This window comes from Bacillus sp. V3-13, from assembly GCF_002860165.1.
In the GTDB taxonomy this organism is placed as follows: domain Bacteria; phylum Bacillota; class Bacilli; order Bacillales; family Cytobacillaceae; genus Bacillus_BJ.
Map to the genome: position 1 here is coordinate 26,404 of NZ_PGUZ01000001.1, position 21,598 is coordinate 48,001.

General features: G+C 43.9%; 26 protein-coding genes and 1 riboswitch. Of the genes, 14 read left to right on the top strand and 12 right to left on the bottom strand.

Annotated features, from left to right (window positions below):
• Positions 1 to 35: 35 nt before the first annotated feature.
• On the bottom strand, positions 36 to 1,088 hold the full coding sequence (locus CU633_RS00165; RefSeq protein ID WP_101657706.1) for a metal ABC transporter solute-binding protein, Zn/Mn family: 1,053 nt from the start codon (positions 1,086 to 1,088) through the stop codon (positions 36 to 38).
• A 257-nt stretch (positions 1,089 to 1,345) separates the two neighbouring features.
• Between CU633_RS00165 and CU633_RS00170 the strand changes: the two genes are divergently transcribed.
• Positions 1,346 to 1,909, top strand: coding sequence for a beta-class carbonic anhydrase (locus tag CU633_RS00170; RefSeq protein ID WP_101657707.1), 564 nt, complete (start codon positions 1,346 to 1,348; stop codon positions 1,907 to 1,909).
• Here the strand turns inward: CU633_RS00170 and yidD are convergent.
• Positions 1,906 to 2,136, bottom strand: a complete 231-nt coding sequence (yidD, locus tag CU633_RS00175; RefSeq protein WP_101657708.1) for a membrane protein insertion efficiency factor YidD — start codon at positions 2,134 to 2,136, stop codon at positions 1,906 to 1,908. The genes CU633_RS00170 and yidD overlap by 4 nt on opposite strands.
• Before the next feature lie 148 nt (positions 2,137 to 2,284).
• On the opposite strand from yidD, the gene CU633_RS00180 reads away from it, so the two are divergent.
• Positions 2,285 to 2,758, top strand: a complete 474-nt coding sequence (locus tag CU633_RS00180) for an S-ribosylhomocysteine lyase (RefSeq protein WP_101657709.1) — start codon at positions 2,285 to 2,287, stop codon at positions 2,756 to 2,758.
• Between the two features lie 54 nt (positions 2,759 to 2,812).
• Here CU633_RS00180 and ytzI read toward each other — a convergent pair whose 3' ends face one another.
• Positions 2,813 to 2,989 (bottom strand): YtzI protein, encoded by a 177-nt coding sequence (ytzI, locus tag CU633_RS00185; RefSeq protein ID WP_101657710.1) that lies wholly within the window; start codon positions 2,987 to 2,989, stop codon positions 2,813 to 2,815.
• Positions 2,990 to 3,124: 135 nt separating this feature from the next.
• Here ytzI and CU633_RS00190 point away from each other — a divergent pair, with 135 nt between their 5' ends.
• Positions 3,125 to 3,562 (top strand): Dps family protein, encoded by a 438-nt coding sequence (locus tag CU633_RS00190; protein ID WP_101657711.1) that lies wholly within the window; start codon positions 3,125 to 3,127, stop codon positions 3,560 to 3,562.
• A 126-nt stretch (positions 3,563 to 3,688) separates the two neighbouring features.
• Here the strand turns inward: CU633_RS00190 and CU633_RS00195 are convergent, their stop codons facing one another.
• A complete protein-coding gene (locus CU633_RS00195) occupies positions 3,689 to 3,943 on the bottom strand; it encodes a DUF6154 family protein (protein ID WP_101657712.1) in 255 nt (84 codons plus the stop codon).
• A gap of 204 nt (positions 3,944 to 4,147) precedes the next feature.
• On the opposite strand from CU633_RS00195, the gene CU633_RS00200 reads away from it, so the two are divergent.
• Together CU633_RS00200 and ytkD are read left to right on the top strand one after the other, a co-directional pair.
• Positions 4,148 to 4,471 carry a hydrolase gene (locus CU633_RS00200; RefSeq protein WP_101657713.1) on the top strand — a complete coding sequence of 108 codons (324 nt, stop codon included), beginning with the start codon at positions 4,148 to 4,150 and terminating at the stop codon, positions 4,469 to 4,471.
• 83 nt (positions 4,472 to 4,554) lie between these two features.
• Entirely contained in the window at positions 4,555 to 5,037 is a 483-nt protein-coding gene (ytkD, locus tag CU633_RS00205) for an RNA deprotection pyrophosphohydrolase (protein WP_101657714.1), read from the top strand.
• A 46-nt stretch (positions 5,038 to 5,083) separates the two neighbouring features.
• Here the strand turns inward: ytkD and CU633_RS00210 are convergent, their stop codons facing one another.
• The 3 genes from CU633_RS00210 to CU633_RS00220 are packed head-to-tail and all read right to left on the bottom strand — an operon-like array spanning position 5,084 to position 7,688.
• The gene (locus CU633_RS00210) at positions 5,084 to 5,893 is read right to left on the bottom strand and encodes an ABC transporter permease (protein WP_257958335.1); all 810 of its coding nucleotides are present in this window, start codon (positions 5,891 to 5,893) and stop codon (positions 5,084 to 5,086) included.
• Complete coding sequence (locus tag CU633_RS00215; protein WP_101657716.1) at positions 5,877 to 6,650, bottom strand: ABC transporter ATP-binding protein; 774 nt, start codon at positions 6,648 to 6,650, stop codon at positions 5,877 to 5,879. Before CU633_RS00215 ends, CU633_RS00210 begins: the two co-directional genes overlap by 17 nt.
• Positions 6,651 to 6,689: 39 nt before the next feature.
• Complete coding sequence (locus CU633_RS00220; protein WP_101657717.1) at positions 6,690 to 7,688, bottom strand: ABC transporter substrate-binding protein; 999 nt, start codon at positions 7,686 to 7,688, stop codon at positions 6,690 to 6,692.
• Positions 7,689 to 7,869: 181 nt separating this feature from the next.
• On the opposite strand from CU633_RS00220, the gene CU633_RS00225 reads away from it, so the two are divergent.
• Both CU633_RS00225 and CU633_RS00230 read left to right on the top strand, forming a co-directional pair.
• Entirely contained in the window at positions 7,870 to 8,652 is a 783-nt protein-coding gene (locus tag CU633_RS00225; protein ID WP_101657718.1) for an alpha/beta hydrolase family protein, read from the top strand.
• A 46-nt stretch (positions 8,653 to 8,698) separates the two neighbouring features.
• Positions 8,699 to 8,941: a DUF2584 domain-containing protein gene (locus CU633_RS00230; RefSeq protein ID WP_101657719.1), complete on the top strand. Its 243-nt coding sequence runs from the start codon at positions 8,699 to 8,701 to the stop codon at positions 8,939 to 8,941.
• A 207-nt stretch (positions 8,942 to 9,148) separates the two neighbouring features.
• Here CU633_RS00230 and pckA read toward each other — a convergent pair whose 3' ends face one another.
• Entirely contained in the window at positions 9,149 to 10,735 is a 1,587-nt protein-coding gene (pckA, locus tag CU633_RS00235; RefSeq protein WP_101657720.1) for a phosphoenolpyruvate carboxykinase (ATP), read from the bottom strand.
• Between the two features lie 229 nt (positions 10,736 to 10,964).
• Positions 10,965 to 11,110: riboswitch (SAM riboswitch) on the top strand.
• A 387-nt stretch (positions 11,111 to 11,497) separates the two neighbouring features.
• Between pckA and metK the strand changes: the two genes are divergently transcribed.
• A complete protein-coding gene (gene metK, locus CU633_RS00240) occupies positions 11,498 to 12,700 on the top strand; it encodes a methionine adenosyltransferase (protein WP_101657721.1) in 1,203 nt (400 codons plus the stop codon).
• Positions 12,701 to 12,934: 234 nt separating this feature from the next.
• On the top strand, positions 12,935 to 14,842 hold the full coding sequence (gene asnB / locus CU633_RS00245; protein WP_101657722.1) for an asparagine synthase (glutamine-hydrolyzing): 1,908 nt from the start codon (positions 12,935 to 12,937) through the stop codon (positions 14,840 to 14,842).
• A gap of 101 nt (positions 14,843 to 14,943) precedes the next feature.
• Here the strand turns inward: asnB and CU633_RS00250 are convergent, their stop codons facing one another.
• Both CU633_RS00250 and CU633_RS00255 read right to left on the bottom strand, forming a co-directional pair.
• On the bottom strand, positions 14,944 to 15,810 hold the full coding sequence (locus tag CU633_RS00250; protein WP_101657723.1) for a C39 family peptidase: 867 nt from the start codon (positions 15,808 to 15,810) through the stop codon (positions 14,944 to 14,946).
• A 139-nt stretch (positions 15,811 to 15,949) separates the two neighbouring features.
• A complete protein-coding gene (locus CU633_RS00255) occupies positions 15,950 to 16,462 on the bottom strand; it encodes a gamma carbonic anhydrase (RefSeq protein ID WP_101657724.1) in 513 nt (170 codons plus the stop codon).
• Between the two features lie 160 nt (positions 16,463 to 16,622).
• On the opposite strand from CU633_RS00255, the gene CU633_RS00260 reads away from it, so the two are divergent.
• On the top strand, positions 16,623 to 17,426 hold the full coding sequence (locus CU633_RS00260) for an alpha/beta hydrolase (protein WP_101657725.1): 804 nt from the start codon (positions 16,623 to 16,625) through the stop codon (positions 17,424 to 17,426).
• A gap of 14 nt (positions 17,427 to 17,440) precedes the next feature.
• Entirely contained in the window at positions 17,441 to 18,541 is a 1,101-nt protein-coding gene (locus CU633_RS00265; protein ID WP_101657726.1) for a tetraprenyl-beta-curcumene synthase family protein, read from the top strand.
• 34 nt (positions 18,542 to 18,575) lie between these two features.
• Here the strand turns inward: CU633_RS00265 and CU633_RS00270 are convergent, their stop codons facing one another.
• Complete coding sequence (locus CU633_RS00270; RefSeq protein WP_101657727.1) at positions 18,576 to 19,148, bottom strand: class I SAM-dependent methyltransferase; 573 nt, start codon at positions 19,146 to 19,148, stop codon at positions 18,576 to 18,578.
• 41 nt (positions 19,149 to 19,189) lie between these two features.
• The gene (locus CU633_RS00275; protein WP_101657755.1) at positions 19,190 to 20,149 is read right to left on the bottom strand and encodes a TIGR01212 family radical SAM protein; all 960 of its coding nucleotides are present in this window, start codon (positions 20,147 to 20,149) and stop codon (positions 19,190 to 19,192) included.
• Positions 20,150 to 20,444: 295 nt separating this feature from the next.
• On the opposite strand from CU633_RS00275, the gene CU633_RS00280 reads away from it, so the two are divergent.
• The 3 genes from CU633_RS00280 (at position 20,445) to CU633_RS00290 (ending at position 21,551) form a co-directional block, all read left to right on the top strand.
• Positions 20,445 to 20,636: a hypothetical protein gene (locus tag CU633_RS00280; protein WP_101657728.1), complete on the top strand. Its 192-nt coding sequence runs from the start codon at positions 20,445 to 20,447 to the stop codon at positions 20,634 to 20,636.
• 48 nt (positions 20,637 to 20,684) lie between these two features.
• The gene (locus CU633_RS22615) at positions 20,685 to 20,852 is read left to right on the top strand and encodes a hypothetical protein (RefSeq protein WP_180954805.1); all 168 of its coding nucleotides are present in this window, start codon (positions 20,685 to 20,687) and stop codon (positions 20,850 to 20,852) included.
• A gap of 246 nt (positions 20,853 to 21,098) precedes the next feature.
• Complete coding sequence (locus tag CU633_RS00290) at positions 21,099 to 21,551, top strand: Hsp20/alpha crystallin family protein (protein ID WP_101657730.1); 453 nt, start codon at positions 21,099 to 21,101, stop codon at positions 21,549 to 21,551.
• Positions 21,552 to 21,598 lie beyond the last annotated feature (47 nt).

The window sequence follows — 21,598 nt, forward strand, 5'->3', positions numbered from 1 at the left end:
GTTCACATTAAAAAAACCTCCAATGAAGGAGGTTTTTATCCGTTTAACGCTTTTTCCAATGTCTCAATATTTTTTTTCATGATTGTAAGATAATTTTCTTGTGCTTTTATATCTTTTTCGGTTAAGGTTGAGAGATTATGGAGGGTCATCGTTTCGGCACCGATTTCTTTTTGGACAATCTCACTGAACTTTGAGCTGACATTCTGCTCTGTCAATACATAGCTAAGTCCGTGCTCATCGGCAAGTGCAATAATTTTCTCCAGGTCTCTCTGTGTTGGTTCATTTGCTGTTGATATGCCGGAAATGCTGAGTTGCTCAATCCCGTAGCGTTTTTCCCAATATCCGTAAGCGGCATGGGAAACAATGATTTCTTTATGGCTTGCTGTTTCGACAACCTTTTCAAAGTCCTGGTGAAGCTCATCAAGCTCGCCGGCAAGTTTATCAAAGTTTTCCTGGAATAAACTTGCCTGTCCGGGCAGCTTTTCGGTTAACGCTTCTTTAATGGCTTCTGCAAGCTTAATGGAGTATAGGGGATCAAGCCACACATGGGGATCAACATCGTGATCATGTCCGTCGTCGTCAGCGTGGCTGCCGGAATTTGCATTTCCTTCTGTGTGTTCAGTCTTGTCCCCATGCTCATGCGCTTCGGCTTCGGCATGATCAGCCTCTCCTTCATGAGTCTGCACATCGTGGTCGGCATGCACAGGATCGTGGTCGCCGGCGTTTAGCTCGACATGATCACCGGCAGCAACAAAGGTAACTTTTTCATTTTCCAAAGTTTTTTTCGCGTTTTCGACAAAGCCTTCCAGCCCGAGGCCAATGTAAACAAACGCATCTGCTTCCGCCAACTCAAGCATATCTTTTTGGGAAGGTTCAAAAGTGTGTTCATCAGCTCCAGGAGGATAAATTGTTTGGACATCGACATATTTGCCGCCGATTCTTTCTGTAAAATATTGAAGCGGGTAAACAGTCGTGTACACTTTTACAGTCTGATCTTCCCCCTGTTCCGGTGTTTCTTCGTTATTGCAGCCTGATAAAAACAGGCTGAGTGGGAGTAAAAAAGAGATAAAAACAAATAATTTTTTCATAATGGCTCCTTCCTGTTGTGAGAATTCGTATTCATTCCGATTTAAGTGGGAAAAAATTTGTGAGTAAACTCGGCTTTAGTTTTCAAAATGGCAGTTTAATAGATAATACGGAATCGTTACGATTTATCCTACTGTATAATACATAAGATCATCTGAAAATGCAAGGATAAAAATTGGTTGTTTTTGCGATTATTATGTATTATGTATTATGTATTCTAAATAGAAGGAAATATAAATAATTATAGAAGGTGATGAAGTTGAAGCTGCTTAATGAAATCCTGGCTTATAATGAACAATTTGTTGAGGAAAAAAAATATGAGGAGTTTGTGACCACGAAGTTCCCGAATAAACGGATGGTGATTCTCACCTGTATGGATACCCGTTTGCTCGAGTTACTGCCGAAGGCATTAAACGTCGGCAACGGGGATGTAAAGCTTGTTAAAAATGCCGGAGCTCTTATTATGCATCCATTCGGAAGTATTATGAGAAGTATACTGATTGCGATCTACGAATTGCAGGCAGAGGAAGTATTTATCATCGGCCACCATGATTGCGGGATGAGCGGAATAAGGGCAGAAAATGTGATGGAAAAAATGATGGAGCGGGGCGTCAAAAAAGAAACGCTTGAGACCCTCGGCTATTCTGGTATTGATATATCGGAGTGGCTGCATGGCTTTAACAATGTCAGTGAAAGTGTCGCACACAGTGTAGAAATCGTAAAAAAGCATCCATTATTGCCGGCCGACATTCCGGTCCATGGGCTTGTGATTGATCCGGAAACAGGGAAGCTTGATTTGGTCGTAAACGGTTATAATGACTAATCCTTCACCTTTTTCTCGGGTACCGGATCAAAGCCGCCCGGATGAAACGGGTGGCATTTGACAATTCGTTTAAGTGTCAGCCATGCCCCTTTGAATGGGCCGAACCTTTTCACCGACTCAAGGCCATACTGGGAGCAGGTTGGATAAAACCGGCATGTCGGCGGCTTTAAGGGTGAAATCACGGTTTGATAAAAACGGATCAGGCCGATCAATAGCTTTTGCAGCATTGCACATCAGGCTCACTTTCAATGGTATCAAACAAAAGATATCATAAAATTTGGATCGCGTCTAAATTAATAAAAATCCGTTTAATTAGATGAAAAAACTCGGAATTTGCGTTATGATAGACATAGACAAAAAAAGGAGTGATGATTCATGCCTTCAGTTGAAAGCTTTGATTTAGATCATAATGCCGTTAAAGCACCTTATGTCAGACACTGCGGCGTTCATAAAGTTGGCAGCGACGGAGTTGTAAATAAATTCGATATCCGTTTTATCCAGCCAAATAAGGGCGCGATGAAACCAGATGCCATTCATACACTCGAGCATTTGCTCGCCTTCAATATTCGCAAGCATGCGGAAAAATATGAACATTTTGATATTATTGATATTTCACCAATGGGCTGCCAGACAGGCTACTACCTTGTCGTTAGCGGTGAGCCGAAAGTCGAAGAAATTATCGGCCTTTTGGAAGACACCATGAAGGATGCTGTTGAAATTACTGATATTCCTGCGGCAAATGAACGCCAGTGCGGCCAGGCCAAATTGCATGATCTTGAAGGAGCGAAACGCCTGATGCGCTTCTGGCTGGAACAAAGCAAAGAAGATTTAAAACAAGTATTTGCCTAAATAGACGAAGAACTGGCTCCGTACGAGTCAGTTCTTTTGTTATTTTAAAGTGTCTTACCTGGTTTTGTTTTCAGTTCGTTCCCCTTCATATTTATTGGTCTTTTCTAAATGGGGATTATTTTCAAGCGGATCAACAGTATGCTTGTAGTTATAGGCTTTGGATGTTGTGACCACACTGATCAGGAGCACCGCGAGAACGATAATAACGGAAACAATTAAAACGGCATACATAAATCTACCTCCTTCATCTAACAATTATTTTATCACGATATACTGAAAGCGGGTAATTAACCGCTAAAATCGTTGCGATTCCGATGTTTGATTTGAGGGTAACTGGGTAACATAAAAGCGGGAGGATGATAAGTGATGTCACAGGAATTAATTCAATCATTAAACAAGCAAGTTGCCAACTGGACTGTATTGTACATTAAGCTTCATAACTACCATTGGTTTATCAAGGGGCCGCATTTCTTTACGCTTCATGAAAAATTTGAACAGTTCTACAATGAAGCAGCCGTATATATTGACGAGCTGGCGGAGCGAATTCTTGCCCTTGAAGGAAGACCGGTTGCAACGTTGAGGGAATACCTCGAGCTGTCGTCGGTGAAGGAAGCAACAGGCAGTGAAAATGAAGAAGACATGGTGCGTACGGTCAGTGAAGATTTTTCAATTGTGGCCGGTGAGCTTCAAGAGGCGATCGACTTAGCCGAATCAGCTGAAGATGAAGGAACAGCGGACATCCTGATTGGCATTAAGAAAAGCCTGAGGAAGCATATTTGGATGTTAAACGCATACTTAAAATAAACTTAAACGGGACCCGCATCGCGGTCCCGTTTTCTAATGCAGAATCAATCCAAGCCTCGCTCTGTCCTTTAGATTAGGAAAAAGAAGCTGACGGACACCGGCTTCTTTTTGCATCTCTATGTATGATTAATGAATATTGCGTGAAGGAAAGGGGTAGGGGCGCTGATCAAATTCCTCCTGGGCAAACTTCCCTTTTAAGCTTTCGATCAAGTATATTCCCATCAAATCATACAGCTCCTGTTTATCCATCTCCTTGATCAGGCTTAACAAATCCTCATAGCTCATCTCTTCCAGGAATGCAAAGGCCAGCATATCAATGTCTTCCTCATCTCCGGTAAGCTTATCTCGGTAAAGCTCATACAACTCATCAACAAGTTTCACGTTATCACCCCCGCACAATACATGATTAAAGAGACCGTAATTGCGATTGAATCTATAGTTATTCAATACCCTTAATAGTGAAAATTATTCGGGTGAACTCTTTTTTCACTTAAAATATTATCCTTTTCTTGTCCAAAAATACAGCGAAAGACTCTGTATATTATTGCAGTAAAAGTGGGAAAAGAAAGAAAAGGGGATGAATAAATGGATGAGCCGAAAAAAACTTATTATATAAGCGTCGGAACAGGTGAGATTTCGCAAAGCGCCACCGCTTCGCCATGGAATTTTCAAATACACGCGACCGACGAAGAGATCACGATTTTAAGAGAATATTTTGAACAAAATTACTCGACCGAATGGCAAAATTTTTTCCGTGCCCATGTCCCATATGTTCAATACCACTATGACCGCGAAAATGATGCTTACGATGAAACGATGCAGAAGATTTACAGGATGATTTATGAATTGGGTGATGAGCAGGCAAAAAAACATATCGAAGAGATGGGCATTTTAACCGACGGTCATTAGTTAATCCGACCCCCGGAATGGCTTTACGTTAAGCGATTGCTATATAATAATAGCATAAACGGAAATAAAGAGCGGGGTAGCTTATGGAAGAATTTCACGATCAAAATGGACAGCCTGTCCGGCTTTCATTTGAACCAAACCAATTTTCACTGCCGAGCAGGCATGTCCTTGTGATCTGCCGCTTTCAGGACAAGTGGCTCCTCACCAGCCATAAAATCCGCGGACTTGAATTCCCTGGCGGAAAAGCGGAGCGCGGAGAAACGTTAGAGGAAGCAGCGAGACGGGAAGTTTTCGAGGAAACCGGCGCCCTTTTACAAAGCCTTCATTATCTTGGCGAATATGAAGTGGGCGGTAAAACTCCCTTTGTAAAAACAATTTTCTACGGCATCGTTGAACGGATCGAAGAAAAGGAAACATGCTGTGAAACAAACGGTCCTGTACTCTTCTCAGGGCCATTGCTCAAGGCAAGATTCAAAGAAGAGTACAGCTTCATCATGAAGGACAATGTCATCGCCAGAAGTTTGCTTGAAATAAAGCGTAAATTTGATGCGGGGATTGATGTATAACATGGAAAAACCAGAAAACAGGCAGTCTTTCTGGTTTTTGTCATGGTTAGCTATTATGCTTGATTAGCTTTCTCTCAAGCAATTCGACAAGCTGATACATAATTGTGGCAAAAACGGCGATGATGAGGAGGGCGAGCAGCACAAGCGTAAAATTAAACACCTGGAATCCGTAAATAATCATATAACCGAGCCCTTTTGCCGAGACAAGGAATTCTCCGACGATAACCCCGACCCATGAAAGTCCGACATTGACCTTCAGTGTTGAGATGATCGTTGGGAACGATGCAGGTAAAATGGCTTCCCGGAAGCACTGGTAACGACTGGCCCGGAACGTTAGCAGGACCTTCAAGTAGTTTGGATCGACCTCCCGAAAAGAAGTGTAGACAACGATTGTCGTTATGATCACGGAGATGATTGCACCCATCGCAATAATCGAAGTAAATCCCGGCCCGAGTGCGACAATCAAGATCGGACCAAGGGCCACCTTTGGCATTGCATTCAGGACCACAAGGTACGGGTCCAGCACCTTCGACACGAATGGTGACCACCAGAGGATCGCAGCGAGAATCGTGCCAAGCAAGGTTCCAAGGATAAATCCAAACACCGTTTCGGTTAAGGTAACACCAAGGTTGACCATTAATGTTCCATCAGCGATCTGATCCAGGAAAAGCCTCCAAATTTTCGAAGGCGAGCTGAAAATAAGCGGGTCGATCCATTGCTTCCTGCTTGCCAGTTCCCAACAGGCAAAAAAGACGAGAAAGATCACGAGCTGGTAAAAGGTCACCCATTTTTTTTCCCGCTTTAAGGACGCGATGTATTTTTGATGAAGGAGTTCGATGTTATTTGGTTTGTCCAAGGGACTCCAGCTCCTTCCATATTGTCTGAAAAATGCCTGAAAAGGCTTCATGATTTCGAGCTGCGAACGGGGAGATTGTTTTTAACTCATCCGGAATTAAAAACGTGCGGTGTAATCGTCCAGGAGCAGCAGAAAACAGAAAGACGCGGTCACTCATCGCAATAGCTTCTCCAATATCGTGGGTCACAAGAACAGCCGTCTTTCTGAATGACTTAAGTGTATGCCAGACAAGGTCCTCGAGCTTTAGCTTCGTCTGGTAATCCAGTGCCGAAAACGGCTCATCGAGCATCAACAGCTTTGGATCGGTTGCCAGAGTCCTGACAAGCGCGACCCGCTGCCGCATCCCCCCTGACAGCTGCTGTGGAAAATGTGTTTCGACTCCCTTGAGCCCCATTTGTGATAATAATTGAAAAGCATATTGCCTGTTTTCGGTGGAAAGCGAGTTTGATAGTTTCAGGCCAAGCAGGATGTTTTCCTCAATTGTCTTCCAGGGAAAAAGATAATCCTGCTGAAGCATATAGCCGAATTTACTGTCTGATTCTTTCACTTCAATGCCTTCAAGAGTGACGGTCCCTTCGGTCGGAGCAATCAATCCGGCAATAATTGATAACAGCGTTGTTTTACCGCACCCGCTCGGGCCAAGGAAGGTGACAAATTCGCCTTCCTTCACCTCAAGCGAAACATCGGAGAGGGCCGTGGTTGCCGATGTTTTACTAAAATATGTGTGGTGAATGTTCTTAAGCGTTAGAAAATCCATAAAGTTGGCCTCCTCTTCAATAAATTTTTATATCAGAAATTACTTAATCACTTTTTCAGCGATTTCAGTATTTACCAGGGTGCTGTGGTCAATTTGCTTCGGAAGCTCGCCTGCTTCTTCCATAATGTCCTGGAGATTATTCCATTCTTCTTCATCCAGGATTGGATCAGTAGCGAACGAACCCTGGCTCTTGTAGTGGTCGATTACTGTTTCAACGATCTCTATATCCGTATCTTCAAAATAAGGCAGGATCAACTCGGCAACGGTTTTCGCACTCTCTTTTTGAACAAATTGTTGAGCTTTATAGATGGCTCTCGTAAATTTCTCAACCGTTTCCTTGTTTTCATTCATATAGCTTTGCTTTGCCATAAAAGTGGTATATGGTACATAGCCGGACTCGGTTCCGAATGAAGCGACAATGTAGCCCTTGCCTTCTTTTTCAAAAATGCTCGCTGTTGGTTCAAATAATTGGACGAATTCGCCAGTGCCGGAAGCGAATGCACTTGCGATATTGGCAAAATCAATGTTTTGGATTAAATTCAAGTCTTGATGAGGATCAATGCCATGCTTCTTTAAAACAAATTCACCGACCATTTGCGGCATTCCACCGGTCCGCTGGCCAAGGAAAGTCGTTCCCTTCAGCTGGTCCCATGAGAAATGATCGATTTTTGTTCGCGAAACGAGGAAAGTTCCATCTGTCTGTGTTAACTGGGCAAAATTAATAACCGGGTCGCTTGAGCCCTGCGCCTCAACATAAATGGAAGTTTCAGAACCTACAAGGGCGACATCAGCATTGTCAGACAACAGCGCGGTCATCGTTTTGTCACCGCCCCATGTAGTCTTCAGCTCGACATCAAGGCCTTCTTCTTCAAAGAAGCCTTTTTCAATTGCAACATATTGCGGAGCATAAAAGATCGATCTCGTCACTTCTGCTATTCTTACTTTTTCATTTCCTTCATTGCTGCAGGCGGTGAGAGGTATAATAAGTATCATGATGCAAAGCAGCATAAAGCTGATTTTGAAGCAAAGTTTTTTCATAACAGGACAACCTCCTTTAAGTTACAAATCGTTTCGTAGCAGTTAAACATGTTTTACGATATCGTATGAGTTGATAAAAAATGTGTGAATGCCCAGTCACAAAATTATTAATCGGTACGGAAAGCGGATTTGGCGGAGGAGAACCGCAGCATTTATTAAAAAAAAGGAAGGGGAATACAAGATGAACCACTCTGGCATGATCATCGATAAATGGAAGTTTCCATCACCAAACCCTTACGTCGCGCTTTCCGTAATTTCATATTATTCGGACGGGCTGAAAGTGAAAGGGCTGCTGGCCGAGCCGGTTGGCGGAAATATTTGCGAAGGCCTCTTATATTTACGGGGCGGCATAAAAAGTGTCGGAAAAGTAAGGCCTTCCCGGATCGCACAATTTGCCGCGCAAGGCTTTGTTGTATTTGCCCCTTTTTACCGGGGAAACCAGGGAGGGGAGGGGAATGAGGATTTTGCAGGAGAGGACAGGCATGACGCATTCTCAGCCTTTTCCCTGCTGCAAAACCATCCGCGCGTAAGCAGGGTTCATGTGTTCGGGTTCTCCCGCGGCGGAGTAATGGCGCTCCTGACCGCAATTCAGTTCCGAGAAGCTGCTTCCGTCGTTACATGGGGCGGAGTGAGCGATATGTTTTTAACATACTTTGAAAGGAAGGATTTGCGGCGGATGATGAAGCGGGTGATTGGCGGGACACCGACGAAGTATCCTGAACGCTACCAGTTTCGGACTCCGCTGTTTGAACTTGAACGGCTTCAGGCTCCCGTATTAATTATCCATGGCGTACAGGATAAGAATGTCTCAGTTGAACATGCGTTCCGGCTCGAAAAAAGGATGCGGGAATTGGGCAAAAAAGTCACGAGCTGGTATTTTGATGAATTCACTCACTACTTCCCTCCGGCTGTGAATCGAAAAATTGTTGATGATTTGACGAACTGGATGAAAACCCAACCATAAAAAAGTGATAAAATATCATTAAGGATATCGTAAAGGAGAGAGAAAGATGGGCATGCCTTTCGAATTAAATACGATGATCGTGACAAAGGGGAAAGAAAAACGTCTAAAGGACAATTATTTTACGCTGGAAAAGCAAGGCTACCGGCTTTATCCGATTGATATTCCCATCGATGTCAGAAAAACGGCAGAAAGTGATTCAAGCGGGACTGCAGTTATATCGAAGGTTGAATGGGCAAGCGAAAAAACGATTCTCACTTATCAGCTTGTTTCACTGAACTCAACAAACTGAGCAGGGCAGAAAATGTTCCTGCTTTTTTATTTTTATGGAAGTGTAATTCTGCAGCATTGCGACCGTCTTATTCTATAAAGGGGGAGGGTCATCATGGATGCCGGCCGGCAAATTAGCCAGAATTTTATCCGCGAAACAGCTATAATAGTGGAAAACCGGATCAATATACGAAAAAACCAGGCGCAAGCAACGCCTGGTTTTTAAAATTTATGCGATAGGACCGCCTTTTTCTTCAATATCGGCAGGGACTCCGGAAAATTTCTTGAAGTTTTCCCGGAATTTTGCAGCCAATTCGGTTGCTTTTCGTTTGTATTGTTCCTGGTCAGCCCATGTTTTGTTCGGCTGGAGCACTTCATCAGGCACTCCCGGAATATGAAGTGGAATTTCAAGGCCGAAGATTTCATCTTTTGCGGTTTCGGCATTGTTTAATTCGCCGTCAAGGGCAGCCTGGACCATCGCGCGCGTGTAGCTGAGCTTCATGCGGCTGCCCACTCCGTATTCTCCACCAGTCCAGCCGGTATTGACGAGAAATACTTTCGCATTGTGCTCATCAATTTTTTCGCCCAGCATTTCCGCATAGCGCGTTGCAGGCAGCGGAAGAAACGGTGAGCCAAAGCAAGTGGAGAAGGTTGCCTGAGGCGATGTAATGCCGCGCTCGGTTCCGGCAAGCTTTGATGTGTAACCGCTTAGGAAGTGATACATCGCTTGCTCTTTTGTCAATCTTGAAATAGGAGGCAGGACTCCAAAAGCATCGGCCGTTAAAAAGACAATCGTATTTGGATGTCCGGCAATGCTTGGATCGACGATATTGTCCATTGCCTGCAGCTGGTATGCAGCCCGTGTGTTTTCGGTTAAGGTGCTGTCATCATAATCGGCGACCCGGGTTTCATTGTTGATGACAACATTTTCTAAAACAGAGCCGAAACGGATCGCATCAAAGATCTGTGGTTCTTTTTCACGTGATAGGTTTATGCACTTCGCGTAACAGCCGCCTTCAATGTTGAAGACGCCATTTTGTGACCAGGCGTGTTCGTCATCTCCGATTAGACGGCGATTCGGATCCGCAGACAGCGTTGTTTTACCAGTGCCGGAAAGGCCAAAAAACAGGGCGACATCCCCCTCAAGGCCGACATTTGCTGAGCAGTGCATCGATAATATGTTGTTTTCAGGAAGGATATAGTTCATAACAGAGAAAATCGATTTTTTCATTTCACCGGCGTATTCGGTACCGCCGATTAAAATGGTGCGTCGCTCAAATGAAATGATAATAAACGTTTCTGATGCTGTACCGTCAACGCTTGGATCCGCTTTAAAGTTTGGCGCTGAGATCACCGTAAATTCAGCTTGGTGATCAAGCAGTTCCTCTTCGGTCGGCCGGATAAATAGCTGATGGGCAAACAGGTTATGCCAGGCATATTCATTAATAACCTGTATCGGCATCCGGTATTTTTTATCCGCACCGGCAAATCCTTTGAATACGAAAAGTTCGTCTTTTTCTTTCAGGTAATCCAGTACTTTATTATACAAGCTGGAGAACGCTTCTTCAGAAATGGGCTGATTAACGGGTCCCCATTCAATTTTGGACTTTGAGGATGGTTCTTCGACAATATACTTATCTTTAGGTGAGCGTCCCGTGTATTTTCCCGTTGTCGCGCGTATGGCACCCGTTGAGGTTAATGAACCCTCATTGCGTTTTAAAACTTTTTCTACTAGCTGGGGAACGGACAATTGCACATGGACGTTATTTCCTCTTACTAATTCGGTTAACTTATTGGATACACTAACAGAATTCATCTGATGAAAACCTTCCTTTACCAATTGTTTTTGTTGAAAGTGATGACATCTTATGAATTAGTATAACACATTAAAATAAATAGTCTATACTATTTATGGACCAATTATTGAACAATTTCGTAAAGATGCAGTGCCTCGAAAAAATTGAGTCAATCGTCCTTGCCTCGTATATAAATTTTATTGACAGAAGTTTTCGGCTTGGGTTATGATTTTACATTGAACGGATATTCTCTTATCCCGAGCTGGTGGAGGGACAGGCCCAATGAAACCCGGCAACCTGCTTTTTGATGGTATGGACTTCTTTTTTTAGGAGCGTATTTCTGTCGAGCAAAGGTGCTAACCTGACGCAAGGACCCACTCCTTGAACGATAAGAGTGAAAGGCGCGTACATTGGACATCAACCTTTCCTCATATTAAGGAAGGTTTTTTTGTGTTTACCAGGTGCCAGCGCAGTTGGTTTGACTAATAAGAGTCTTATAGTCACCCGGTTGGAGCGCTGAATCATGAACTTTGCCAGAATTGCCGGCGGATCCTCTTAAACTGCGTAAAGCAGGATAAAAAGCCCTTGTTTATTTCATACTACATAGGGAATGAATACCGTATCAATGTAAGGCTTAAGAATAATCACATTGACTAGTACCGTGTTATGATATACCAGTTGCCAGGCAGCAGCGGATAAGGAGTCTGCCTTTCCGGGAAAATCGGGGTGCTGGCACTTTTCTTATGCCCTTGCCTATTATGAATATATAAGGAGGGAATCAGATGTCAACAAAACGTCGCTTGTTTACTTCTGAATCAGTTACGGAAGGTCACCCGGATAAAATATGTGACCAAATTTCTGATGGCATTTTAGACGCCATTCTTGCAAAAGATGCGAATGCCCGCGTTGCGGCAGAAACTTCTGTTACAACAGGATTGGTTTTGGTTTCAGGCGAAATCACTACTTCCACATATGTGGATATTCCGAAAATCGTTCGTGAAACAATTGCCGGAATCGGCTACACGCGTGCAAAATATGGCTTTGATGCTGAAACATGCGCAGTGCTGACTTCAATTGACGAGCAGTCTCCCGATATCGCGATGGGCGTTGATCAGGCGCTTGAAGCCCGTGAAGGCCAAATGTCTGATGAAGAAATTGAAGCGATCGGAGCCGGTGACCAGGGATTAATGTTCGGGTTTGCCTGCAACGAGACGAAAGAGCTTATGCCGCTTCCGATCTCATTGGCACACAAGCTTGCCCGCCGCTTAACCGAAGTTCGCAAGGAAGAGATTCTTCCATACCTGCGTCCGGACGGAAAAACACAAGTAACGGTTGAATACGATGAAAATGACAAGCCGGTGCGCATTGATACAATCGTAATTTCAACACAGCATCATCCGGAGGTTACGCTTGAGCAAATCCAGCGCAACATAAAGGAATATGTCATCAACCCGGTCGTTCCAGAGGAATTGATCGATGAAAACACAAAGTACTTTATTAATCCGACAGGCCGTTTCGTTATTGGCGGTCCTCAAGGGGATGCAGGCTTAACAGGCCGCAAAATTATCGTTGACACATATGGCGGCTATGCACGTCATGGCGGCGGTGCCTTCTCCGGTAAGGATCCGACGAAAGTTGACCGCTCTGCCGCATATGCAGCCCGTTATGTAGCGAAGAATATTGTTGCTGCCGGCCTGGCAGAAAAAGTGGAGGTTCAGCTTGCCTATGCGATCGGTGTGGCCCAGCCTGTGTCGATCTCTATTGACACATTTGGCACCGGAACAGTGAGTGAAGACGTGCTAATCGATCTTGTCCGCAAAAATTTCGACCTTCGTCCGGCAGGGATCATTAACATGCTTAATCTCCGCCGACCGATCTACAAGCAGACAGCTGCTTACGGACACTTTGGACGTAACGATCTGGACCTTCCTTGGGAACGCACGGATAAAGCTGAAACTTTGAAAGCTCAAGCTCAGGTAAATTGAAAATGCGGGAGTTACATAACGATGTGTAACTCCTTTTTTCTTTTTTCGTCTAATCCGATACAGACCGGGGTTTAGTACGTGGGAAATTCGTGTAACATACAAATAATTGCCTTAAATTTCCCGATGATTATTACACAAATGGTCTGCCTTTTTACATTGATTATGGTACTATTAGATAGTATGTATTTAGTGAAGAACAATTTTTACGAAGAAATGGAGTAGGTGACGTACATAATGTGTGGTTTTATTGGTTGTGTACATGAGAAAGCGCAGGCTTTTCAAGATGATCAAAAACAACAGTTTAAGAATATGAATAATATTATTACGCACCGCGGCCCTGATGATGAAGGTTATTATTTTGATGATCATATTCAGTTTGGGTTCCGCCGGTTAAGCATTATAGATATCGAAAGCGGCCATCAGCCCTTAACGTATGAAAATGAACGTTATTGGATCATTTTCAATGGCGAAATTTATAATTATGTAGAGCTTCGCGATGAGCTGCTTAAAGAAGGTCTCTCATTCGCAACCCATTCAGATACTGAGGTAATCATTGCCCTTTACAGCCATCTAAAAGAAAAAGCAGTGGAAAAACTGCGTGGCATGTTCTCCTTTGTGATTTGGGATAAGCAGGAGGAAACTTTATACGGCGCCAGAGACCCGTTTGGAATTAAGCCGTTCTTTTATTTCGATGACGGGGAAAAAACATTCTTTGCATCTGAAAAGAAAAGCATCCTGCTTGCACTTGAAAATGACGTTCTCAATTACGAGGCGCTCCAGCATTATTTAACCTATCAGTTTGTCCCTGAGCCGGAGACGATGTCAGAAGGCATCCGCAAGCTCGAACCGGGACATTATTTTATAAAAAAAATCGGCGCGCCGATGGAAATGAAGCGCTATTGGAAAGCGTCCTTCCGCCCGGTTCAAAAGTCGGAGCAGGATTATATTCAGGAAATTAAAGACGTGCTTTTTGATTCGGTTAAAATTCATATGCGAAGCGATGTGCCGGTAGGTTCTTTCCTTTCAGGCGGAATCGATTCTTCGATTATTGCTTCGATCGCAAAAGAATTCCATCCGGCTATTAAAACGTTCTCGGTTGGATTTGAACGGAACGGCTTCAGTGAAATTGATGTGGCGAAAGAGACAGCTGAAAAGCTCGGTGTCGAAAATATTAGCCATGTTATTACCCCGCAAGAGTATATGGATGAACTGCCGAAAATCATGTGGCATATGGATGATCCTCTTGCCGACCCGGCTGCAGTGCCGCTGTACTTTGTGGCAAGGGAAGCAAGAAAGCACGTCACGGTGGTTCTTTCAGGTGAAGGTGCCGACGAATTGTTCGGGGGTTATAATATTTACCGGGAGCCGCAGTCACTTGAAGTGTTTAACAAAATTCCGCGGACAGGTAAAGCGATGCTGAAAGGAATTGCCCGCATGATGCCGGACGGCATGAGAGGCAAAAGCTTTATTGAAAGAGGCGTCACTCCAATGGAGGAACGCTATATTGGCAACGCAAAAATGTTTACGGAGGAAGAAAAACGCAACATCCTTAACGTATATAACGAAAGTTTAAACTATAGGGACATTACAAAGCCATTATATGAAGAAAGTGAAGGCTATGATCCGGTTGACCGGATGCAATATATCGATATTCACACGTGGATGCGCGGCGATATACTCCTGAAAGCTGATAAAATGACGATGGCTCATTCACTGGAGCTGCGTGTTCCGTTTCTCGATAAAGCCGTGTTTGAAACAGCTTCAAAAATTCCAACCAGCCTGAAAACGGCAAACGGCACGACGAAGTATATTTTACGGAAAGCGGCTGAAGGAATTGTTCCCGATCATGTGCTGAACCGGAAAAAGCTTGGCTTTCCTGTTCCAATCCGCCACTGGTTAAAGGATGAAATGAATGATTGGGCGAAAAAAATGATCCGCGAAAGCAACACGGACCATCTCATTAACAAACAATATTTATTGAACCTGCTTGATGACCATTGCCAGAATAAAGCGGATAACAGCCGGAAAATCTGGACGGTGCTCATGTTTATGCTCTGGCACGATGTCTATGTTGAGAAAAAATATTCATTCCAGACTGAATTTGAAATGAAAAAATCATACCAGACTTCTTTTGAAAATTAATTTAAATCCTGGCCCTTTTGTATAAAAGGGCTTTTTCCTTTACACAAGCATGTCCGGATTTTTTCGATTCTTTTTACAGAACCATTGATTTGTAAAAAAGCTTAGCGGGACAAAAAGGTGATTGCCTGGCTTCCCAACTGAACCCAGGCTTGTTCGAAGTCGGCGATGGGTGCTTTTTTATTTTTTTCGCCGCTAAGCGGGTCGTTAAAATAAACATAATCTTGATCATAACCGGTAATCAGGACTGAGTGTTCCCTGGCAGTAACCTTCACTTGTCCGGTTGGAGTGTTCCATGTTTGAAATTGGCTGTCCTCAAGCTTTTTATAACGTGTGTTTGTAATCACCCAAACCGGTCTGCGGTCAGACAGGTGAATTTTCAGCTCTTCAAAGCTGGAGCCGGTAATATCAAGGATTTTGCCGGGCAGATACTGTTCAGCTAATTGTGCAATTGGCTCGTGGTAAACTCCGAGGCCGGGTTCATGATAGGAATACATACTGCCGACAAAACCGTCATGCGGGTTGCCGAAAAAGATTTGTCCACCAGAGTTTTGGTAAGGGGTGGGATCCTTTGCCACTTGCTCAGCCAGCGTCATTTTATCAACCTGGATGTTTGCGGCCTGAAGAAGCATCGCCAGGCTCGTTACTTCGCAGCCGCGCGGCAGCTCGGGAAATTGTGAAACAACGGGTGCGTCAAGGAGCACATTGGGCTCAATTTTAATAATTGAAAAATCGCGATCATCAGGGAGAGCCGATTGTGTTTCGTAATCAGACCTTTTGACCAAATTTTTGATTGTTTCAACCGCTTTTGCAACCTGATGATTGGAGTTGTCCAACAGGAAAGCACTGAAAATGACGAGCGCGATAAAAACAAGCATAAAAGCGTGCTTCCAGGGGCTTGTTTTTTTTATAAAAGGAAGCAGGAGCAGCAGAAAAATGAGCAGCAGTCCTGTTATTAAAAATATATTCATAGCATCACCTGTTAACAAATCTATAGGCTTATTATCGGATTGAAAGCCGTATATGTTAAGCCATGTTATTCAATAATAAAATATAAGTTTGCCATGCTAAGACGGTGACGAAAAATCAGGAATCCCGATCGGAACAACCCTATTTTTGCAAGGCTCTGTAATACTGGCCTTTTTCGGCATACTCCCTGGAAATCCGCTCCATGTCCCGCTTGTCTTCATCAGTCAATTGTCTGATCACTTTTGCGGGCCTGCCAAATGCGAGAGTATGAGGCGGAATCTTTTTTCCTTGCGGGACAAGGCTTCCGGCACCGATAAAGGCTCCTTCGCCAATTTCGGCCTCATCCAAAATGATTGAGCCCATCCCGATTAATGCTTTTTGGCGAATCACGCAGCTGTGCAGGATAACCTGGTGTCCAACGGAGACTTCGTCTTCAATGATGAGTGGATGATTGGGGCTTTGATGGAGAACGGAATTGTCCTGTATGTTCACCCTTTTGCCAATAATCGTCGGAGCGACATCCCCTCTTATGACGGTATTAAACCAGACGCTTGACTCTGCTCCGATCTTTACATCCCCGGTGACCGTAACATGATCAGCAAGAAACACGGATGGAGCTATTTCAGGTGTTTTTCCTTTGTATGGATAAATCATCGTTCATTCTCCTTTACTCTTATCATCTAATTTGATTTTACCGAAAGTTTTTAAGTTTGTGTCAAAGCTTTTTTAACGGTATTTGCCTGAGAATATGATATATTTCAAATAGACCTATGAGCGAAATTTATTTATTTGTTAGTTACAGGAGGAAGATTGTATGTGGAAATGGGAAGCTGAAGGAGAAGCAAAAGCAGTTATAGTGATGGTTCACGGGGCGTTTGAACATCACCGCCGCTATGGCTGGCTAATTGAGATGTGGCGTTTATCCGGCTTTCACGTAATCATGGGCGATCTTCCCGGCCAGGGCATGACAACAAGGTCGAGACGGGGCCATATCGATTCCTTCGATGAATATTTAACAGTGGTAAAGGATTGGATTGAGGCAGCCTACCAATTCAATCTGCCGGTATTTCTTGTCGGGCACAGCCTTGGCGGGCTTATCTCGATCAAGCTTTTGCAGGAAGAGGAATTGAATATTGCCGGGGTTATTTTATCATCCCCCTGCCTCGGGCTTGTCGAATATCCGTCAAAAATGCTGAATATGATTTCCCTCGGTTTGAATTTTATCCTTCCTGCTTTGCGGATTGAGTCAGGGTTAACGGTCGAGATGGCAACACGCAACGATGATGTCCGCGATGCGGATTTAAATGATTCGCTTTATGTCACAAAAGTGTCGATAAGATGGTATCGCGAAATGATGAGAGCGATGAAGGAAGTATTTGAAAATATGGAAGCAACCCAGGATATTCCGATGCTCGTCATGCAAGCCGGGAATGATAAAATAGTCAACAAGGCCAACGTGAAGGATTGGTTTAATCAAGTTCCCCTTTCCGAAAAACGGTTTAAAGAATGGCCGAACTGTTATCATGAAATTTTTAATGAACCGGAACGTGATGATGTTTTTGAATATGCAAAGGATTTCGTGATCAGCCAATTAAAGGTGATTGGCTATCTGGTTTAACGGAGGGTGAAGAAATGTCGATTCCAATCGAGCCGCTCAGCTTAATGTCAAAAGTGTACAGAAAAGTGTTTCCGGTAGTACATAAAGAGCTGAACTACTGGAAGGAGCGGGCCGCCAGCATCCCCAATAAGGAACTGCGAAAACAGGCGCTCGCAAGCATCCAGCACAAAACATTCCATTGTGAAGGCGGCGCGATTCTGGCTTTGCTGGCAAGGGAAAACTATAAAGAAGCGATTCGATTTATTGTGGCTTATCAAACGATCAGCGATTATTTGGATAATCTTTGTGACCGCAGCACCTCGCTCCATCCGTCTGATTTCCGGGCTTTGCATGAATCGATGGCAGATGCCTTAACGCTTGATGCTGAACCGAAAAATTATTACCGTCTAAGAAAGGACCAGGACGACGGCAACTACCTTGCCGACCTTGCCGGAACATGCCGTGAAGTGCTTTCAAATAGCAGAAATTATTCTCTTATAAAATCACATTTGCTTGAATTGTGCCGTTATTATTGTGATTTGCAAATCCATAAGCATGTCGCAGTCGATGAAAGAGTGGAACGGCTGCAAACATGGTTTGCCGATCATAAGGGCGCGGTTCCCGAAATGGAATGGTATGAGTTTTCAGCGTGCTCAGGTTCCACGCTCGGCATTTTTTGTTTAATGTCCTATGCGATGAGCGCGGACTTCCGTGCTGAAGATGCAGATATTATCAAAAAAGGGTATTTTCCTTACATACAAGGACTGCACATACTGCTCGACTATTTAATCGACCAGGAAGAGGACCTTGCCGGCGGCGACTTAAATTTTTGCTTTTATTATGATGATCAAGAAAAAATGTTCAGCAGATTGGAGCATTTCCTTGCCGAGGCTGACCGCCATACGGATAACCTTCCCCATAAGCGCTTCCATCAATTGATCAACAGGGGGCTCTTGGGAGTCTATCTATCGGATGAAAAGGTCCGGCAGCAGAGGCGGGTCCGCAAGCTTGCAAAGGCAATAATAAAAAAGGGCGGGTCGGTCAGCTTCTTTTTTTATATAAACGGCAGAGTATACCGAATGATGCAAAAATGGATGCCGGCCGGTTTAATGAGATCGCTATTAAATAAGCTTTAAAAAACGGAGCACCTGATTGATGCTCCGTTTTTTCCTACCTTTTTTCGATGGCAGTGATAAAAGGGGGATTATTTTTTTGATTGATAAATCGATATTGCAGCACATGGGCGGTATTTTGATCAAGCTCCTCCAAGTATTGCAGAAGTTCATCGCGTTCAGCCGCCCCTTCCTGATGTCCGTGATAAATGACCAGTACGATGATCCCCTCAGGCGCCATCATCTTGAGCAATTGCTCAACCGCCGAAATGGTTGTCCCTGGCCGGGTAACAATTTCTTTATCGCCGCCCGGTAAATAGCCCAAATTGAAGATGGCGCCGGTAATCCTTCCATGATCGGCAGCCGGAATAGTCTCGACCATATGCTGGTGTCCTTTATGAAAAAGAGTAATACGGTCAAGCAAGTTATGCTCAGCAAGCCTTGCTTTGCTCGAAAGTATCGCTTTCTCCTGAATGTCAAAACCATAAACTTTTCCCTCGGGACCGACAAGGTTTGCCAAAAAAAGTGCATCGTGTCCGTTTCCAAGCGTTGCATCTACAACGATATCCCCAGGCTCTACAGCCCTGCTCAATAAAGTTTTCGCAAAAGGCAAAATTCGTTCAAGCTTCATCGTTAACCTCCAATGGAACTTTTACAATTAATGGCATGAGACTAAAGGACTTTCACTGTTTGATAGAGCTTGCCCTGCCAGCTGTTTCTGCGTCTTAATTCCGCATCAATCGCATTTAGCACTTCCCATTTATTGACGCTCCACATCGGTCCGATCATTAGGTCAATCGGGCCGTCCCCTGTGATACGATGAATAATCATTTCCGGCGGTAAAATCTCAAGCTGGTCACAAACTAAGTTTACGTAATCGTCAAAGGGCAGAAATTCGAGCATCCCTTTTTCATATTGTTTCACCATCGGAGTTCCTTTAAGCAAATGAAGCAGGTGAATTTTTATGCCTTGTACATCCAATTTGGCTACTTCCTCTGCTGTTTCCATCATCATTTCCGGCGTTTCCAGGGGAAGGCCATTAATAATATGAGAGCAGACGCGAATTCCGTGCTTTCTTAGCTTGGCAACACCATCCTTGTAGCATTGAAAGTCATGGGCACGGTTGATTAAAAGCGCTGTCCGTTCATGCACCGTCTGCAAGCCAAGCTCAACCCACAAATAGGTTCTTTCATTCAATTCTGCCAGGTACTGAACAACATCGTCCGGGAGACAATCAGGCCTTGTCGCAATCGAAAGTCCGACAACCCGATCTTGTTTAAGTGCTGCCTCGAACTTTTCTCTTAATATCTCAACAGGGGCGTGTGTATTCGTGAAAGCCTGAAAATAGGCCATATACTTGCCGTCTTTCCATTTATTGTGCATCTTTTCTTTAATGTTGAAGAACTGTGTTTCGATATCTTCGGCCCTGTCTCCGGCAAAATCACCGGAACCGGCTGCGCTGCAGAACGTACAGCCTCCATGTGCGACCGTCCCGTCGCGATTCGGGCAATCAAAGCCAGCGTCTAAAGCAACCTTAAAAACTTTATGGCCAAATGTTTGCCGCAAATGGTAATTCCATGTATGGTAGCGTTTATTATCAGCTGCATAGCAAAATCGGCTGTTCTCAACCAAACTCAGCTCACCTCCGTAAAGTACAATATAGATAAGAAGAATTGTAGCATGAAGCATATCGTTATCCAAATGAAAATCCTGCTATTACAGAGGGTGCTATTCCGATGTATGTCCGGCCTCAAAAACCGTTGAAAAAACAAGAGAATTTGAGAAATGAACCATTTTTATGGACAAAACGCGGAAAAATAAAAAAATAGACAGAATAATCGATTATTTTTGGTGTTGAAAGCTGATTTTTCTTTTTTTATATTAAAAGTGTAAAAAGTCATTCCAATTCTGTTGGGAGGGGATAGGTATGACAGATGCGTGTATTTATTGTGGTAAAGAACTCGCTTTCTGGCAGAGAGACCGTCCTTACTGTACAACGTGCAGGGCAGCTGTGGAAGAGGCTTACATCGACAATATTTACATGGACGAATACGATTACGACCCTTATTTTTACGACAGGGATGATCTCAGAGAATATGAGGACGAGTTTAAGGTGTAACATATCACTGCTTATTTTCTGAAACGGATTCAAAAAGGAGGTTCAAAGATGGCTACAAAAGCAGGACGCAGACGCAGAGCAATTGAACGCTTCCTTCAAAAAGAATTTAAAAAGACGGGTCTTCAAGCAACAAGGATCATGAAGGACAACGGAAACTTTATACCCGATATGATGAAAAGAGCAGAATCGAATGGAACACCGCTCAATCCTTTATGATGAAAAAAATCAGTTCCGGTAAGTTTCTAATTATAGTTAGGCGTTTCGGTGTCCAGCTTCAGCGCCTAGCCCCTCGAGTCGCTTCGGTCCTGCCAATGAAGTCAAAGAACGACTTCACTGTCAGGCCGTCCGACGTACAGGACGTACTAGTGCCGACGTTGCCACAGGACGTGGCGCTCTTAGTCGGCCAGCGCTTGTCGGGGCTGACCAAGGCGCTTCCGCATTTCTTATTAGGGGGCGATAGCTATGTCATTAATTCCATTTGAACCATTCCGGCATCTTGATAATATGAGGAGAGAATTAAATCACTTCTTCTCTTCCGATTTTCCTTCGCTTACAACAGGTTTCAATCATGACTTTGGCGTGCCAAAAATCGATGTGTACGAAACAGAAAATGAAGTGGTTGCTACATGCGATATCCCGGGTCTGGAAAAGAAAGAAGACGTGAACATCAATATTGACACGAACGTTCTTTCAATTAGCGGAACAATAAACCGGGAAAATGAAGTGAAGGAAGAGAATATCCACCGGAAAGAACGGTTTTCCGGACGCTTTCAGCGTACGATCAGTCTGCCTTCCCGTGTATCCACAGAAGGGGATGCGAAAGCAACGTACAAGAACGGCATCCTCGAGATTCGCATGCGTAAATTAAATGACGAAAACGGAAATCAGAAAAAAATTGATGTTGAGTTCCATTAATTTTCCTATCGTAAAGACCAATCATAAATCAGATTGGTCTTTTTATT